The sequence below is a fragment of the Ochrobactrum sp. CGA5 genome (genome assembly GCF_006345815.1).
GTDB lineage: Bacteria > Pseudomonadota > Alphaproteobacteria > Rhizobiales > Rhizobiaceae > Brucella.
Genome location: NZ_VCIG01000038.1, coordinates 234,811 through 249,569 on the forward strand (window position 1 = coordinate 234,811; position 14,759 = coordinate 249,569).

Sequence of the window (14,759 nt, forward strand, 5' to 3'; positions counted from 1 at the left end):
GCCCTCTACCTTTTTGCGAACCTGCTGCGCAACGCCTTGGCCAAGCGCCAGAGATGTGGATTGCGCTTGAGACTTCGGGCAATCGCATTACGGGTTGCTTGCAGCGCTGTAAAGAGCTTCCCTTCGGTGGAAAGCGGTATCAGTGTGTCATAGATCATGAGCTCGATATCGCACCATTCGCGCTTGTATGGCTCATCACCAATGCCGAAGCTGTAGATCGAACGACCTTCATCGCAACTGCGGCTTATATCCTCGAAGAAGAGAAATTCGCCGGGACTTGCTGTCATCAGCTCGTCTTCTGCGATCGCGGCAAACTCGACAGTGGGGCCGGTTTGGCCGAACAGTTTTCCGATGATCGAACGCACTGTTCCGCCAACTTCGAGAAAGCGCAGTTCATTCAGTTCCTGTCCGCTCGCCAATCCTTCACCGAAGAAAGCTTTGAAAAATACGCGAACATTTTCATCGGCAAAAGGATTTCGGATCCCCATCTTCCGAAAGCGCAGTGCCTTCATTGCAAAATAGAGATCGAGAATATTGTCCGTTTCCGCCTGGTTTTGAGGCCGGGAAACTCTCCAGCCACCGCTTTCTTCATACCGGCGACTGTGCTGGCGATGCTTCTTCAGTTTTCGCTTGCGGTTGGCGCGATCAAGTACCACATCGAAGCCACCACGAAGCGAAGCGGCGAGAACTGGATTTGGATTGGGCTTTTTTCCTAGAGCCAACAGCGGATTGGTCACGCCTTGCAGTTCAGAAAGCTGTCGCGTCAATGACAGTGCGTCAATGTCAGGCCGCGCTTTGCGGATGAACTTGGTCAATTGCACGACCGCGTCCTCATCGAGGGCGTCACCACATTCTTTTCGCAGCCACGGAAAATTGCAATTGGCATGACTCCCACCGGGATAGCGTGCAATTTTCGCGCGGTTCTGGCTGACGACTTCCAGCGGCAGGAGCAGCATTGGGCTATCGGCGTCAAAAAGCCCCACGACAAAACTGTCGGCATTCACGATTGCATGCCAGTTGTCGATCCACGCAAGCGATTGCGGCGCACCGTGAATGGCACCAGTATCGTTCCAAATTTGGCCGATCTCGCTGAAATCCGTCAGAATGCGCGCTGCAACTACGCTCGCCATCGTCTGCGGCATCCTCAGAAGGGATTAATGTTGTTTCTTGCGTGGTGGCTGGGCCATCCACCAGATGATACCCATGGCTGGTAGCACCCACAGAATGCCGGTCACGAAGAAATACAGGAGATGCACCCAAGCGCTCGATTCAGCGAGGTGCGCGACTGCGATAATGGTCGCGAACACCGCGTAGATAATGACCAGTGAAACCAGCAAGAAAGTGCCGATCAGTTTTTTCAGCCGAACGGGCATAGCGCAGCTCTCCTTTTCCCAGCTCATCACTACCGCGTGAGAAGAGGTAGTGAAAGGGCAAAAACGCGGCGGCATGTCGCGTGAGGCGAACTTGTAACCGGTTCGCCTATGCGGCATGTATCCTTCATCTTTTTATCGAAGGGTGAATGGCATGACGGCAGCAACGGCGCGACGTATAGGGCAGGGTTCCGGGTCATCGAAAGAGGATCGCGACCGTCGCTTTGTGCGCTACTGGCTTTATGCGGTGTTCGCGGTGCTGATTACCATCGTCATGGTCGGCGGTGCTACCCGCATGACGGGTTCAGGCCTCTCCATCACCGAATGGAAGCCCATTCACGGTGTCATTCCGCCGCTCAACCACGCCGAATGGGTTGAAGAGTTCAATAAGTATCGCCAGATTCCGCAATACCAGCAGATCAACAAGGGCATGTCTCTTGAAGAATTCCAGTATATTTTCTGGTGGGAATGGGCGCACCGCCTGCTGGCGCGCTTTGTCGGGTTTCTGGTTGCTGTTCCGCTGGCCTTCTTCTGGGTAACCGGGCGGCTTAAGGGTGGCCTCAAATACCGTATGCTGGGTCTGCTTGCGCTCGGCGGTCTCCAGGGAGCTATCGGCTGGTGGATGGTAGCATCCGGTCTGAGTAATCTGACAAGTGTCAGCCAGTACCGTCTGGCGATCCATTTGACGACGGCATGTATCATCATAACGGCGGTTTTCTATATTGCGCGCGGGCTCGTCACCTACAGTGAACGACCGGCCGAGAGGTCGATCCAGCGCTTTGCCGGATGGATGGTGTTTGCCGTCCTTGTCCAGATTTATCTGGGTGGTCTCGTGGCCGGGCTTCATGCCGGTCTGACCTACAATACATGGCCGCTGATGGATGGAGCTGTCATCCCGTCCGATTTGTTCATCCAGTCGCCATGGTGGCGCAACCTGTTTGAAAACCCGAAGACTGTGCAGTTTGTGCACCGCATGTTCGCCTATACGGTTCTGGTTCTGGCCGTCCTGCATTCCCTACAGGTATGGAAGTACGCGCCCGGTACCACCCATGCGCGCCGTACGATTGTGCTGATCGGACTGGTCGTGGTGCAGGCTGTGATTGGAATTATGACGCTTCTGATGAGCGTGCCGCTGCATTTGGGCCTGACGCATCAGTTCTTTGCGCTGGTCGTGTTGGCTTTTGCGGTTGCGCACTGGCGTGCAACCAAGGGTGCTTATGAAGGGTAAACTTTCAGGCGTAACTGACGTAGCGCGGACGCGATCTTCAGTTCCCGCACCTCGTACGCGTCATTGCCGTCTTCACGATGCCATGCGGCAGAAAGACAGCCATAGGCAAAGGCATAATCCAGAATGTAGGCCGGTTCGCACTGGATGACCGGGGCTAAATGTTCGGCCATGCCCTTTGCGCGTTCGAGGTCGAGACAGAGATCGTCCCGATCGAGCGGATTGTAGAATATGTTGGCTGCATCGAAGGCAGCATCACCGACGAGCCCGTGCGGGTCGATCGCGAGCCAACCGCGCGGCCCCCTGATGATGTTTTCGTGGTGAATGTCACCGTGTAGCGGAATGGCCTTGTGCGGTGTCGCCAACAGGCACTTGGCGGCTGCCGCGCCTTCTGCGTAGCCCGGGATCTCATGCGCTAACGCAAGAAGACTGGAAAAGTGCTTTTCCAGTGGTTGTAAGTCAACCGGGATCGGGGCGGGCGAGGGTGTATGCAGCGCCGTCAGAACCTCGCCGAATATCTGCAGACATTCGGCGTCCTTGCCGCATTTCAGGTGCTCATCAAGGTGATAGTCACCCGCATATTCGAGCAGCATCGACGTGCCTTTGACGCCGTACAGTCGTGCGGCACCATGGCCATCCTGCCAGTCGAGATAATGCGCTCCGCGCAGCTCTTCCATTCCGGCTGGTTTCAACTGTTTGACGACAAAAACCTCGCCCGGACGATCGTTGCGTTCGACCTTCCAGACGAGGCTTGAATGCGTATCTGCAAGAGGCTCGAATGAGCCGATATTCCATTCGCCAGGAAAGATCGGCTCCTTCGCCATCAAGCCTTGCCGAGCATAAGGTTCATATTCTGGACGGCTGCGCCCGATGCCCCCTTGCCGAGATTGTCGAGCAACGCCACCAGATTGACCTCTCCATCGCCCTCGGTGCCGAATACAAAGAGTTTCATGCCGTCCTTCCCGGCCAGGTCCTCCGCATCGACACGCGCCAGACTGGTGCTTACTTCAAGTGGTACGACCTCGACGATATCCTGGCCGGCGTAATGTTCTGTCAGCGCGGCATGAATTTTTGCGAGCGATGGCGTTCCCTCAAGTTCAGTCAGGAACAGCGGAACCTGTACGATCATGCCCTGCGGAAAGCGTCCGACGCTGGGGGAGAAGATCGGGCGCCGATCCAGGCGGCCATGCAATTGCAGTTCCGGCACGTGCTTGTGCCTGAGCGGCAAGCCATAGAGGAAATTATTTGTAGCAAGATGCTCGGGATGGCTTTTGTCTTCCATCTGCGCAATCATCTGCTTGCCACCGCCTGTATAGCCGGAAACGGCATTGACGCTCACCGGGTAGTAGGCAGGCAGCAGGCCTGCATCACGCAGCGGGCGAACAAGCGCAATCGCACCTGTCGGATAGCAGCCCGGATTGGCGACGAAGCGGGCCTCTGCAATGCGTTTACGCTGTCCCTTAGTTAGTTCTGCAAAGCCATAGGCCCAGTCGGGATGCACACGATGGGCGGTGGAAGTGTCGATGATGCGTGTCGAGTTATGACCTTCGAGCAGGGAAACCGCTTCCTTGGAGGCATCGTCCGGCAGGCACAGGATCGCGATATCGGCCGCGCGCAGATAGTCGGCACGCAAGTCCCTGTTGCGCCGCTCGGCTTCCGGAATGGAAATCACTTCAATATCGTCGCGCTCGGCCAGTCGGGTGCGGATTTGCAAGCCAGTGGTGCCGTGTTCGCCATCGATAAAGATTTTCGGTTTCATGCTTTTGCCTTGGAATTCAGAAAGTTACGACAATATTCGGAATCAGTTTTCGAGCTGCTTGAATCGATCTTTGAACAAGCACCGCGTGCTTCATCGTCGTTCTTTCCGTTCGGCCAGAAGGCCCAAATAATACATTGCGATCGTCGCTCCCGCGATTGCTGTTATATCGGCATGGTCATAGGCCGGTGCAACCTCCACCACATCGGCGCCAACAAAGTCAAGGGCCGTCAGCTTGCGCAGCACAGACAGCATCTTTGCCGACGATGGGCCTCCTGAAACCGGCGTACCGGTTCCTGGCGCAAAGGCCGGGTCCAGGCAATCGATATCGAAAGTCAGGTAGGTCTTCCGACCATTGGTGCGTTTCAGGATTGCATCGGCAATTGCCACTGCCGGCATGTCCTCGACCTCATGACCATAAATGATCTGGATGCCGCAATCTTCTGGGGCATGTGTGCGGATGCCAATCTGGATCGAGTGAGCAGGATCGATAATGCCGTCGCGTACCGCACGGGCCACGAACGAACCGTGATCGATTCGCTTGCCATCGTCGAACCACGTATCCTGATGTGCGTCGAAATGCACGAGTGCCAGCGGACCATATTTCGCGGCATGAGCCTTCAGTAGCGGCCATGTGATGAAATGATCGCCGCCGAGTGTCAGCAGGAAGGCACCCGATTTCAGGATTTTCGCCGCTTCGCGCTCGATGGTGGCGGGAGTCTTATGGTGATTGCCATAGTCGAGCAGGCAGTCGCCATAGTCGATGACGGCGAGATTCTCGAAAAGGTCGCGTTGAAACGGGTATTGCGGATCATTGTCGAAAATCGCCGAGGCGCGCCGGATCGCCTGCGGTCCGAAGCGTGCGCCGGGCCGGTTGGATACCGCTGCATCGAAAGGAATGCCCCAGACCACCGCTTCTGCACCCTTCAGCGACTTTGTGTACACGCGCCGCATGAACGAAAGCAGACCAGCATGCGTTGGGTCCGTTGCGGCACTTGTCAGACTGCGGGCAGTGATAGCGTGGTCGATCGTTTTTGAAGGCATGGCGCTTCCCGGATGATAGTTTGGCTTCTATAGCGCTTTCATTCGCTTTTGGCATCAAATCCGTAAGCACGTTCTACACGACCGATGCGCACACGATAAACTTCATACCACTGCTGGCGCCCAAGCTTCTGTGCCGCCAGGTGATCTACGTCGCGCTTCCACGCGCGAATGCTTTCCTCGTCGGTCCAGAAAGAATTGGTGATGCCGAAGCCTTCTGCGTCGCGAGCGCTTTCGATGCCAAGATAACCAGGTTGCTTCGCTGCGAGTTCGCCCATCCGCACAGCCATGTCGCCATAGCCGTTGTCATCACCGCTGACACGCTGCGATGCAAAGGTGACAATCAGATAAGGAGGCTCCGGTGTGACTGCAAAACGACTGGACGACATTCGGCTGGCTCCATGCTGGCTGAGTCTCCTACTACATAACAAAAAAGCGGACCCGAAGGCCCGCTTTTTTGTAAGTCCAAAGCGATAAGAATATTAACGCTTCGAGAACTTGCCCTAAGCGCATTAGCGCTTGGAGAACTGGAACGAACGACGAGCCTTGGCCTTACCGTACTTCTTACGTTCAACGACGCGGCTATCGCGGGTCAGGAAGCCACCCTTCTTGAGAACCGTGCGCAGGCCTGGTTCATAGTAGGTGAGGGCCTTGGAGATGCCGTGACGAACAGCACCGGCCTGACCGGAGAGGCCACCACCGGCAACGGTGGCAACAATGTCGAACTGACCAGCGCGATTCGAAGCAACGATCGGCTGTTGCAGGATCATCTGCAGGACCGGACGTGCAAAATACTTTTCGAATTCCTTGTCGTTGACGGTGATCTTGCCGGTGCCCGGCTTGACCCATACGCGCGCAACGGCATCCTTACGCTTGCCGGTGGCATAAGCGCGGCCCTGTGCGTCCAGCTTCTGGACGTGAACCGGAGCGGCAGCTTCGGTCTTGGCAACAGTGCCGAGTTCTTCGAGCGAGTTGAGCTGCTCAGCCATGATTATGCATTCCCTTTGTTCTTGCGGTTCAGCGCGGCGACGTCGAGGACTTCCGGCTGCTGAGCTTCCTGCTGATGGTTCGGGCCTGCATAGACGCGCAGGTTCTTCATCTGGCGACGACCGAGCGGACCGCGCGGGATCATGCGCTCAATGGCCTTTTCGACGACGCGTTCCGGGAAACGGCCTTCGAGAATCTGACGAGCGGTGCGCTCCTTGATGCCGCCCGGATGACCGGTGTGCCAGTAATACTTCTTGTCTGTGTACTTCTTGCCGGTCAGAACAACCTTGTCGGCATTGATGATTACGACATTGTCGCCATCGTCAACGTGCGGGGTAAAGGTTGCTTTGTGCTTGCCGCGCAGGCGATTGGCGACGATGGTGGCGAGACGGCCGAGCACGAGGCCTTCGGCGTCGATCAGCACCCACTTCTTCACCACTTCAGCCGGCTTCTGGGAGAAAGTTGCCATTGAAGTCTTCCTTGACTTAATCCCTGATCTTGAGAATCAGGGCTTTTTTTGTTGCTTGTGTTGGATCGCGTCCAACCCGAACGAGCGGGCAAAAGATAGTTTCACTCGCTGCTGGCGGGTCGATACACAATGTCCGAGTGATCGTCAAGCTCTATATTCAGAGCATTGTTTTAAAAACTTAGTAAAATCAATGCATTAAAGGCTTGGTATTATAATACCGTATCTTTTTTACGCTTTTATCGCGGCGGGATCGAATAGGTGGCAGTTGCATGAGCCACAAGCTCGCCGTTGGCACCATCGGTCAGGCTGATATCGAGCACCGCAAGCCGCTTGCCAAGTTTCAGAAGGCGGGCAACGGCATCGACGGTGCCGGGTGAGGGTTTGCGCAAAAAGTTGATGCTAAGGTTCGTCGTGACCGCCAGCGCCACTGGGCCGATATGAGCCAGTATAGCGACATAGGCTGTCACATCGGCGAGCGCGAAAAGCGATGGGCCGGAAATGGTGCCGCCGGGACGCAGATGTTGTTCATCGGCGTAAAGCCGCATGGATGCGGAGCCGTCATTAATTGCCGTGATCTCAAAAGCGTCTCCCAGTTGCGGAAACTCGCTTTGCATAAATCCGCGAAGCTCTTCAACTTTCATAACAGGGCTTAAGGAATGAGGCGTCGCTACATCGACATTGAGCTCCTGAATAGTATTGATATTCATGCTTTCCTCCCAAATCTGTTCATCAATAGAGGAACCGGCAGGCGTGATGCAAGCGCTTGCCCCACCGACCGAAGAGGACAAGATGCAAAACCCTTCTGACGACCAGATCCGCGAAATCCTGCTTTCCGTGAAAACGATTGCGCTTCTCGGTGCATCGCCGAAACCGGAGCGCCCAAGCAACGGTGTGATGGAATTCCTGCTTTCTAAGGGATATCATGTGATTCCGGTCAATCCGGGGCAGGCAGGAAAGGATATACACGGTCAGCGTGTCGTGGCTCGTTTGGCTGATATCGAAGAACCGGTGGATATGGTAGACGTCTTCCGCGAACCTTATTCGTTGCCGGGCATCGTGGACGAAGTTCTTGAAATGAAGTTTCGCCCGAAAGTTTTGTGGACACAACTCGGCGTGGTGCACGAAGGGGCCGGAAACCGGGCCAGAGGAGCAGGTGTTACTGTCGTCATGGATCGCTGTCCGGCCATCGAATATCCCCGCCTGATTGGCAAGTGAGAACTTTCGGATTTAATTTCTGCAAATCCTTTATTTGGCAAAAAATCTTCCTTTGCTTTCCTGACGGCAACGCCTAACGTCCGGACCTGAATTGGGGTTTGGGACACAGGAGGAAATAATGTCGAAACGCTCTCCCGGAATTGAAACGCTTGCTGTTCACGCAGGGGCAAAGCCAGATCCGACGACCGGTGCCCGTGCAACACCGATCTATCAGACCACTTCTTTTGTCTTTGACGACGCAGATCACGCCGCTTCGCTGTTCGGTTTGCAGGCATTTGGCAATATTTATACGCGCATCACAAATCCGACGACTGCTGTTCTGGAAGAGCGCATTGCCGCACTCGAAGGCGGGACGGCAGCAGTCGCAACTGCGTCCGGTCACGCTGCACAATTGCTCGTGTTCCATACCTTGCTACAGCCGGGTGACAATTTCATCGCCGCGCGCCAGCTTTACGGTGGTTCGATCAATCAGTTCGGTCAGTCGTTCAAGTCCTTCGGCTGGCAGGTTCGTTGGGCCGATGCCACCAACCCGACCGATTTTGTCAAGCAGATCGACAGCAAAACGCGCGCCATCTTCATCGAGAGCTTTGCCAATCCCGGCGGCATCGTGGTGGATATCGAGGCTATCGCCGAAATCGCGCACAGAAACGGCTTGCCGCTGATCGTGGACAACACGCTTGCATCGCCTTATCTGGTGCGCCCGATCGAACATGGTGCGGATATCGTCGTCCACTCGCTCACAAAGTTCATCGGCGGTCACGGCAATTCCATGGGGGGCATTCTGGTCGATGGCGGCACGTTCGACTGGGCCAAGTCCGGCAATTACCCTCTTCTGACAGAACCGCGCCCGGATTATGCAGGTCTGGAACTGCACAAGACTTTTGGCAATATTTCCTTCGCCATCGCTGCGCGCGTGCTGGGGCTGCGGGACTTTGGCCCCGCAATTTCGCCGTTCAACGCCTTCCAGATTCTCACCGGCGTGGAAACCTTGCCGCTACGCATGCAGCGCCACAGCGATAACGCTCTGAAGGTTGCAACATGGCTGCGTGGTCATGAGAAAGTATCGTGGGTGAATTATGCCGGACTGCCGCATGATAAGTTCCATGCGCTCCAGCAAAAATATGCACCGAAAGGTGCCGGTTCGGTGTTCACCTTCGGCCTCAAAGGCGGCTACGAAGCGGGCGTGAAGTTTGTCGATAGCCTCGACCTGTTCTCGCTGCTTGCGAATATTGGTGATACGCGCTCATTGGTCATCCATCCGGCATCCACCACCCACCGACAGTTGAGCGACGAGCAGAAGGTGGCGGCCGGTGCCGGACCAGAGGTGGTGCGTCTGTCTATCGGCATCGAGGACGCGGACGACATTATTGCTGATATCGAGCAGGCGCTGGCAAAGGTCTGATTCATGAGCCGGTTTCTCGATTTTGACCTGACTGGCATCGAGCCGGAGGAAGGCGCGCCGTTACCGGAGCGCATTCTTTCCGGGACCCCGAAATTCCGCACATGGAATCTGGAGGAGAATGCCGAAGGCACCCTCTTTGCAGGCATATGGGAAAGCACGCCCGGAAAATGGCGTATCGAGTATGACGAATGGGAGTTCTGTCACATCTTGTCAGGCCGGTCTGTCATAACTGAACAGGACGGCGAAGCCCGCGAAGTCAAAGCCGGAGACAGTTTTGTTATCCGGGCTGGTTTCAAGGGAAGCTGGGAAGTCATCGAGACCACCCGCAAGGAATATGTCGTCAAGTTCTGATGAAGGTTCCTTCAATACAAAACACCCGCCAACCGGCGGGTGTTTTTGTTTTAGTTGTTCGGTCCACGCTTGATTTGCTGGATAATCGAGGGGTTGCCGGGATTTGGACGACTTGCCCCGTCATTGCCTGATGGCGGACGATCCGGTCGTGATGGCCGTGGGCGATCAGGCTTGCTGTGAGGCGGGCGGTTTGGACGATCCCGGTCGCGATAACGGTAGTGATCGCGGTCACGATAGTAGCGCGAGCTTCGGTAATGACGTGGATAGTTTCGATAATAGCCACCGCTATTATAGACGACACCCGTACCGACATATCCGCCGCGAACATAATACGGATCGTAATAGCCAGAGCCATAATAGCTCTCGGAAACACAGCCGCTGAGTGTCACTCCGGCAACGCCGATACCAAGCGCCAGTAATATGGATTTCAATGACATGTCCGCTACTCCCGAAAGGCCGGGGTCAGCGCTGGAATACGCAACAACCACGCGGCGAACCACTATTTAGAGGGATTATGCGCGCTTCTCCCTGAATCCCATAATCAACAAAGGTTGCAGAGCGTTAGCACGGTCTGCTCCGATCAAAACTCCGCGTCAGGCAGTTAAATATGCTCCCCCACGCTCACTAAACGCCTTTGGATTTCAAAAGTTTCAGGGGAAAGCAATAACAGGACGCCAAAAGCAAAACCGCCCGAAAGGGCGGTTGAATTTTTCGTCTCCTGTGTCGACCGGATTATTAGCTACCATCACCGGCGCCGCTGATGGCATCGGCAACTTCTTGGAACTTGTCGCGGATATTGTTGCCAAGAGAAGTCGTCGCGCCGATGATGATGACAGCTATCAGAGCCGCGATGAGGCCATATTCAATGGCGGTCGCGCCGGATTCGCTTTTGCGGAAACGTGCGAAAAGCTTGGTCATGTGTTGTGCTCCTGAGATCGTTCTTTCTTATTTGTTGGTCGCTGTGACCTGGGAGCAAATTACGCAACAATTATGTTCACCCTCTTAAGTTGCATGGTAAACGGAGTATGAGTATCGTATATGATTAATAAAGTGCTGAATGTAAAACAAGAATAGCGAATTGGGGCTTCCGCCTTATTTAAGTAGCATCTGTTATTTATGCAGCGTACCTCAGCTGTTTTTCCCGGGCTGCACTAGATTGGCCATAATGCGGAAGGCGCCCGGCACGAGATTGTCGAGCTGGTGATGCAGCGCGAGGCCCGTATGGGTATGGCGCCCCTTACCGATCTGGGCCGAAACGAGCGAACCAAAAAGCGGTTGTTCTCCATCATCATGCATCGAAAGCAGTGGCTGATAGGTGTCGTCCCAGGTGGAGGCGAAATAAAGGCCCCGTTCCTTGTGCCAACCCTCCCAATCGTGCTTGCTAATTGGGTTGGGGCTGACGAGCAGGGGATGGTCAGGCGCCAGCATGGTGACGGGGGCGTGCGGATCTGTTACGCGCCAACGCAATGACGGAGAGCCGATAGTGAGTTTTCTCGGTGGTGTCCGGTCTGAGTGCCAATTGTCGGATGGGCGATGATAGAGCGTCACCAGATGTCCACCATCCTCAACAAAGCGGCGCAGCTTTTCCGTTGCCGCAGCAAGATCATCGCGCAAGCCAAAGGCGAGTATGCCGACGACGATGGTCGTGAATTCTGACAGATCGTCGGTAAGATGATGCGGTTCGATGTCGGTGACATCAAGTCCCATGCGTTTCAGCCAAGGGCTGACATTGTCGGCACCGCCGCCGACATAGCCGATACGTGCATCTGGTAATTTCAAGTCGAGCGCCAAGATGGGCAGCACTGTAGGCTGACGCCAGACAGTTGCACCGATATGCGGATAGCTGGCCACGTGTATTTTCCACGCCGAAGTTCCGTCAACCAATGCCTGTAGGCGCGTCAGACCGGGTGCAGGATCGGACGGCCCATGCAAAACCGCACTTCTTCCGCTCAGCTTGGCTTCCCAGCCATTCAGTGACGTGAAGGTAATCTCTTTTGCCGGACCCTTGGCCTGAAGTTGGATCGGCAATGGTTTCTTTTGGCCCGCTATGATGATAGTGGGCGGATCGACCGTCAATGAAACAGGCGGCACGATGACGAGCGGCTCTTCAAGGTCGAAGCTACAGGCTGCCAGATGCCCGTCAAACTGTGCCTTTAGCCTGATATAGGCCTGCCCATTGCCGCCAAGAGATCGCCATGCGGGTTCAAAAAGCGGGGAGAGCGCTGCGTCTTTTGCCAGCGAAACTGTAAGAATTTCCCGCTCAGGCGTCTGCTGCTCGCAGGCGATAGAACAGCCTTTCGGCAACATTGGCTGGGCTGTTATCGCGACTTCTGCCGCTCCGGGGCCGTATTCGATAACAAGACGGGTTTGCCCACCTGTCTGCATCATAGGCTCTTCCAGATAGCACCGCTCGAAAAGCGAGGCCGTTTCCATCAGAGCAGCGTCGATTTCATCCAGCTTGCGTTTCAGCCTGTGCCCGTGCTGCAAAAGGAAAACTTCGGAGGTGCTGGCCAGAACGGCTTTCAGACGTTTTGCAGCCCCGACCAGATTGCTGATAATGGCTTCGCGATCAGGGAAGGCAGCGATAGCGCCCTCAACAGACAAATGAGCATCAAGAAGCTGTTTACGGCTTTCAAGTTCCAGCCCCTTAATCTCAGCAAGCGCCATCAGAGATTCTGGAATCCCTTCATAGATTGCCGCTTCATAACGGCTTTCTGGCAATTTCAGATGCAGCGGCCATTTGCTCTTGGGTGTTTCCGGCCAGTGCCCCATTCCTTGTGTGGCGTGGCAGGCACGCGACCATTCACCGATACGGTCGTAATCGGCACCGGTTGCCGTATCGCGACCAACAGCATGAATCATCAATGTCGTATCGGGTGGAGGAAGTTCGTCGTCGTAAGTGTCGCCACTGCCGGACCAGGCGGGAAGATAGAACTTCGCCACCTGCCACGGCATCAGTCCCTCAGCGAAATGCTCTGGAAAGGCATTGGGATCAGCTGCGAGCTGTATCGCCGTTTCTGCCGCCCGTGTCATGGCGCGGTGGTGACCGTGCTGACCGGATACATCGAGAAAAGTCGGCAGCACTATGTCTGGACGTTCGGTGCGATAGGCGCGGACCAGCCGCTCGACAGTTTTCTCCTCTCCCCAATGGGCGAAGGTTCCATCACCATCCTTGGAGAAGCCGAAATCGTGGACGGCATCATCGGGACCGTGGCCGAGCCAATGCACGTCGCAATCGAGAATGCGGGCTGCTTCCTCCATCTCGCGGCTGCGGATCACGCCGAGCGCACCACCACGTTCGGGGCCAAGCGCATTCTGCCCGCCTTCGCCGCGTGTCGAACAGGCAATCACCACGCGAATACCAAGTCCAAACCGCAAGTAGGCGATCATTCCGCTCTGCTCATCGTCAGGATGTGCGCCCGTATGCATCAGCGTAACGGTCGAACGCAGCCTGCTGAGCGCACGGTGCAGGCGGACAAGAGCAGGGGACAACTTCTGGCGCTCGATGCGCCGGCGGGCGGTGAGCATGGTCAGGTTTCCGAACTTGTATCGAGCTTCGGCGTCATGGCCTCGAACATGGGTAGCGATGCCGCACCCAAGGCGGCCGTGAATTGGCCAGTCTGTCCGCGGATGACGCGGGGCAATGCGCGGGCACGGCGGCTTGCAACTGAAATCGGCAGTCCACCCATATGCCAGATCAGGTCGTCAATGATCGCATCCGGCAACATGCCACCCAAGATGATCGTCTCGGGATCGAGAATATTTTCGATCATGGCAATCATTGGTGCCAGATGGTCAGCGGCTTCCTGCACCCAACCCATCAATATCGGGTTGCGGACTTGGTGCAGCTTCTCAAGAGTGTCGAAATCGCTGTCTTCGATACCCGCAGCGTGAAGCTTCTCTCGCAAGGCATGAAGAGAGGCATAGGTTTCCAGGCAGCCTTTCTGACCGCAGGCGCAACTGCGTCCGTGGGGCGTGATGACGATATGGCCGATTTCTCCGGCATTGCCAAAAGCGCCGCGAAATGGTGCGCCGTCCTGAATCATGCCAAGCCCGATACCGGCGCCGAAATAGATCATCGCAAAATTGGAAATCGCATGGCCTGCACCGAAAAGTCGTTCCCCGACGGCAGCAGCATTGGCATCGTTCTCGACCAGAACGGATTCGCCGCAGGCTTTGCTCAGAACCGCTGCCGCATCAATCCCGGACCAGCCGGGCAGGGTCGTTGGACCAACCGAACTCATGCCTTCAATGTCGAACGGGCCCGGCATCACGACGCCTATGCCGAGCAGACGCGCGGGGAACGAAGCTTTCACGGCTTCGACTTCTGTTCGCAACTGGGCAGAAAGCCTGTCGGGACTGACATCCTGAATGGGGCGCACATGCTGCATGCGCGGCTCACCCGATAGATCAAGCACCGTCGTCACCATATGCGTCGAACCCATTTCGACGCCGATGGTCATCGCGCCTTCTGGATTGACGGCAAACTGGATTGGCGGCTGGCCACGCCCTGTTTTCAGTCGGCCGAGCTGCATGAGCAGGTTCTCCGCCACCAGCTCATCGACGATATTGGCTATGGCCTGCGCAGTCAGATGGGTAAGGCGGGCGATATGCATCCGGCCAAGGGGACCGTGACGACGAACGACATCCAGCACGACGCGCCGGTTATGATCACGAATTCGTTCAGGATTCTTGCCGAGGGTAACGGCAAGCGACCCACCCTGTGCAGCCGCAGATGCAATGCTTCGTTCATTCTCGGACGGCACATCTGATTTCGATGTCATAGTCCCTCCTGTCTCTATCAAAAGAGATAACGCCAGCCGCTTTTAACAGCAATATATTAATTCAACTAAATTATCTTATTGACAAAATGCTCGCAACATTGAACCGTAAGGGCAGGGTGGCGAAGACCGCCCTGGCTCATGGCAGGAAGTGGGTTCCTG

Annotated in this window: 17 protein-coding genes; 4 read left to right on the forward strand and 13 right to left on the reverse strand. The window is 55.8% G+C overall.

Annotated features, from left to right (window positions below):
- Window positions 1-5: 5 nt before the first annotated feature.
- Together FJQ48_RS14055 and FJQ48_RS14060 are read right to left on the reverse strand one after the other, a co-directional pair.
- Window positions 6-1,130 (reverse strand): GNAT family N-acetyltransferase, encoded by a 1,125-nt coding sequence (locus FJQ48_RS14055; protein WP_139975631.1) that lies wholly within the window; start codon window positions 1,128-1,130, stop codon window positions 6-8.
- Window positions 1,131-1,154: 24 nt separating this feature from the next.
- Window positions 1,155-1,373 carry a DUF2842 domain-containing protein gene (locus tag FJQ48_RS14060; protein ID WP_010661115.1) on the reverse strand — a complete coding sequence of 73 codons (219 nt, stop codon included), beginning with the start codon at window positions 1,371-1,373 and terminating at the stop codon, window positions 1,155-1,157.
- Between the two features lie 151 nt (window positions 1,374-1,524).
- On the opposite strand from FJQ48_RS14060, the gene FJQ48_RS14065 reads away from it, so the two are divergent.
- Window positions 1,525-2,598, forward strand: a complete 1,074-nt coding sequence (locus FJQ48_RS14065) for a COX15/CtaA family protein (RefSeq protein ID WP_139975632.1) — start codon at window positions 1,525-1,527, stop codon at window positions 2,596-2,598.
- On the opposite strand, the gene FJQ48_RS14070 is transcribed toward FJQ48_RS14065, so the two are convergent.
- The 7 genes from FJQ48_RS14070 to FJQ48_RS14100 all read right to left on the reverse strand — a co-directional run bounded on the left by FJQ48_RS14070 (window position 2,586) and on the right by FJQ48_RS14100 (window position 7,555).
- Window positions 2,586-3,419, reverse strand: coding sequence for an aminoglycoside phosphotransferase family protein (locus FJQ48_RS14070; RefSeq protein ID WP_139975633.1), 834 nt, complete (start codon window positions 3,417-3,419; stop codon window positions 2,586-2,588). The two genes, FJQ48_RS14065 and FJQ48_RS14070, sit on opposite strands and share 13 nt — an antisense overlap.
- Window positions 3,419-4,354 (reverse strand): N-acetyl-gamma-glutamyl-phosphate reductase, encoded by a 936-nt coding sequence (gene argC, locus FJQ48_RS14075; RefSeq protein ID WP_139975634.1) that lies wholly within the window; start codon window positions 4,352-4,354, stop codon window positions 3,419-3,421. The genes FJQ48_RS14070 and argC overlap by 1 nt, the downstream gene beginning before the upstream one ends.
- A gap of 90 nt (window positions 4,355-4,444) precedes the next feature.
- Window positions 4,445-5,395 (reverse strand): agmatinase, encoded by a 951-nt coding sequence (speB, locus tag FJQ48_RS14080; protein WP_139975635.1) that lies wholly within the window; start codon window positions 5,393-5,395, stop codon window positions 4,445-4,447.
- 38 nt (window positions 5,396-5,433) lie between these two features.
- A complete protein-coding gene (locus FJQ48_RS14085; protein WP_139975636.1) occupies window positions 5,434-5,781 on the reverse strand; it encodes an antibiotic biosynthesis monooxygenase in 348 nt (115 codons plus the stop codon).
- 123 nt (window positions 5,782-5,904) lie between these two features.
- Entirely contained in the window at window positions 5,905-6,381 is a 477-nt protein-coding gene (gene rpsI, locus FJQ48_RS14090; RefSeq protein ID WP_006466519.1) for a 30S ribosomal protein S9, read from the reverse strand.
- Between the two features lie 2 nt (window positions 6,382-6,383).
- Window positions 6,384-6,848: a 50S ribosomal protein L13 gene (gene rplM / locus FJQ48_RS14095; RefSeq protein ID WP_139975637.1), complete on the reverse strand. Its 465-nt coding sequence runs from the start codon at window positions 6,846-6,848 to the stop codon at window positions 6,384-6,386.
- A 236-nt stretch (window positions 6,849-7,084) separates the two neighbouring features.
- Window positions 7,085-7,555, reverse strand: coding sequence for a PaaI family thioesterase (locus FJQ48_RS14100; protein ID WP_139975638.1), 471 nt, complete (start codon window positions 7,553-7,555; stop codon window positions 7,085-7,087).
- Between the two features lie 46 nt (window positions 7,556-7,601).
- On the opposite strand from FJQ48_RS14100, the gene FJQ48_RS14105 reads away from it, so the two are divergent.
- The 3 genes from FJQ48_RS14105 (at window position 7,602) to FJQ48_RS14115 (ending at window position 9,816) form a co-directional block, all read left to right on the forward strand.
- Window positions 7,602-8,063: a CoA-binding protein gene (locus FJQ48_RS14105; RefSeq protein WP_139976295.1), complete on the forward strand. Its 462-nt coding sequence runs from the start codon at window positions 7,602-7,604 to the stop codon at window positions 8,061-8,063.
- Between the two features lie 118 nt (window positions 8,064-8,181).
- The gene (locus FJQ48_RS14110) at window positions 8,182-9,465 is read left to right on the forward strand and encodes an O-acetylhomoserine aminocarboxypropyltransferase (protein ID WP_139975639.1); all 1,284 of its coding nucleotides are present in this window, start codon (window positions 8,182-8,184) and stop codon (window positions 9,463-9,465) included.
- Between the two features lie 3 nt (window positions 9,466-9,468).
- Window positions 9,469-9,816, forward strand: coding sequence for a cupin domain-containing protein (locus tag FJQ48_RS14115; protein WP_139975640.1), 348 nt, complete (start codon window positions 9,469-9,471; stop codon window positions 9,814-9,816).
- Window positions 9,817-9,866: 50 nt separating this feature from the next.
- On the opposite strand, the gene FJQ48_RS14120 is transcribed toward FJQ48_RS14115, so the two are convergent.
- The 4 genes from FJQ48_RS14120 to FJQ48_RS14135 all read right to left on the reverse strand — a co-directional run bounded on the left by FJQ48_RS14120 (window position 9,867) and on the right by FJQ48_RS14135 (window position 14,600).
- Entirely contained in the window at window positions 9,867-10,253 is a 387-nt protein-coding gene (locus tag FJQ48_RS14120; protein ID WP_139975641.1) for a hypothetical protein, read from the reverse strand.
- A gap of 298 nt (window positions 10,254-10,551) precedes the next feature.
- Window positions 10,552-10,734 (reverse strand): Flp family type IVb pilin, encoded by a 183-nt coding sequence (locus tag FJQ48_RS14125; RefSeq protein ID WP_139975642.1) that lies wholly within the window; start codon window positions 10,732-10,734, stop codon window positions 10,552-10,554.
- Window positions 10,735-10,944: 210 nt separating this feature from the next.
- Window positions 10,945-13,344, reverse strand: a complete 2,400-nt coding sequence (locus FJQ48_RS14130; protein ID WP_139975643.1) for a PIG-L family deacetylase — start codon at window positions 13,342-13,344, stop codon at window positions 10,945-10,947.
- Between the two features lie 2 nt (window positions 13,345-13,346).
- Window positions 13,347-14,600: an ROK family protein gene (locus FJQ48_RS14135; protein WP_139975644.1), complete on the reverse strand. Its 1,254-nt coding sequence runs from the start codon at window positions 14,598-14,600 to the stop codon at window positions 13,347-13,349.
- Window positions 14,601-14,759: the final 159 nt, after the last annotated feature.

Coding starts and splice junctions, on each gene's coding strand:
- FJQ48_RS14055 (WP_139975631.1), bottom strand. CDS start 1,130: ATGGCGAGCGTAGTTGCAGCGCGCATTCTGACGGATTTCAGCGAGATC.
- FJQ48_RS14060 (WP_010661115.1), bottom strand. CDS start 1,373: ATGCCCGTTCGGCTGAAAAAACTGATCGGCACTTTCTTGCTGGTTTCA.
- FJQ48_RS14065 (WP_139975632.1), top strand. CDS start 1,525: ATGACGGCAGCAACGGCGCGACGTATAGGGCAGGGTTCCGGGTCATCG.
- FJQ48_RS14070 (WP_139975633.1), bottom strand. CDS start 3,419: ATGGCGAAGGAGCCGATCTTTCCTGGCGAATGGAATATCGGCTCATTC.
- argC (WP_139975634.1), bottom strand. CDS start 4,354: ATGAAACCGAAAATCTTTATCGATGGCGAACACGGCACCACTGGCTTG.
- speB (WP_139975635.1), bottom strand. CDS start 5,395: ATGCCTTCAAAAACGATCGACCACGCTATCACTGCCCGCAGTCTGACA.
- FJQ48_RS14085 (WP_139975636.1), bottom strand. CDS start 5,781: ATGTCGTCCAGTCGTTTTGCAGTCACACCGGAGCCTCCTTATCTGATT.
- rpsI (WP_006466519.1), bottom strand. CDS start 6,381: ATGGCTGAGCAGCTCAACTCGCTCGAAGAACTCGGCACTGTTGCCAAG.
- rplM (WP_139975637.1), bottom strand. CDS start 6,848: ATGGCAACTTTCTCCCAGAAGCCGGCTGAAGTGGTGAAGAAGTGGGTG.
- FJQ48_RS14100 (WP_139975638.1), bottom strand. CDS start 7,555: ATGAATATCAATACTATTCAGGAGCTCAATGTCGATGTAGCGACGCCT.
- FJQ48_RS14105 (WP_139976295.1), top strand. CDS start 7,602: ATGCAAGCGCTTGCCCCACCGACCGAAGAGGACAAGATGCAAAACCCT.
- FJQ48_RS14110 (WP_139975639.1), top strand. CDS start 8,182: ATGTCGAAACGCTCTCCCGGAATTGAAACGCTTGCTGTTCACGCAGGG.
- FJQ48_RS14115 (WP_139975640.1), top strand. CDS start 9,469: ATGAGCCGGTTTCTCGATTTTGACCTGACTGGCATCGAGCCGGAGGAA.
- FJQ48_RS14120 (WP_139975641.1), bottom strand. CDS start 10,253: ATGTCATTGAAATCCATATTACTGGCGCTTGGTATCGGCGTTGCCGGA.
- FJQ48_RS14125 (WP_139975642.1), bottom strand. CDS start 10,734: ATGACCAAGCTTTTCGCACGTTTCCGCAAAAGCGAATCCGGCGCGACC.
- FJQ48_RS14130 (WP_139975643.1), bottom strand. CDS start 13,344: ATGCTCACCGCCCGCCGGCGCATCGAGCGCCAGAAGTTGTCCCCTGCT.
- FJQ48_RS14135 (WP_139975644.1), bottom strand. CDS start 14,600: ATGACATCGAAATCAGATGTGCCGTCCGAGAATGAACGAAGCATTGCA.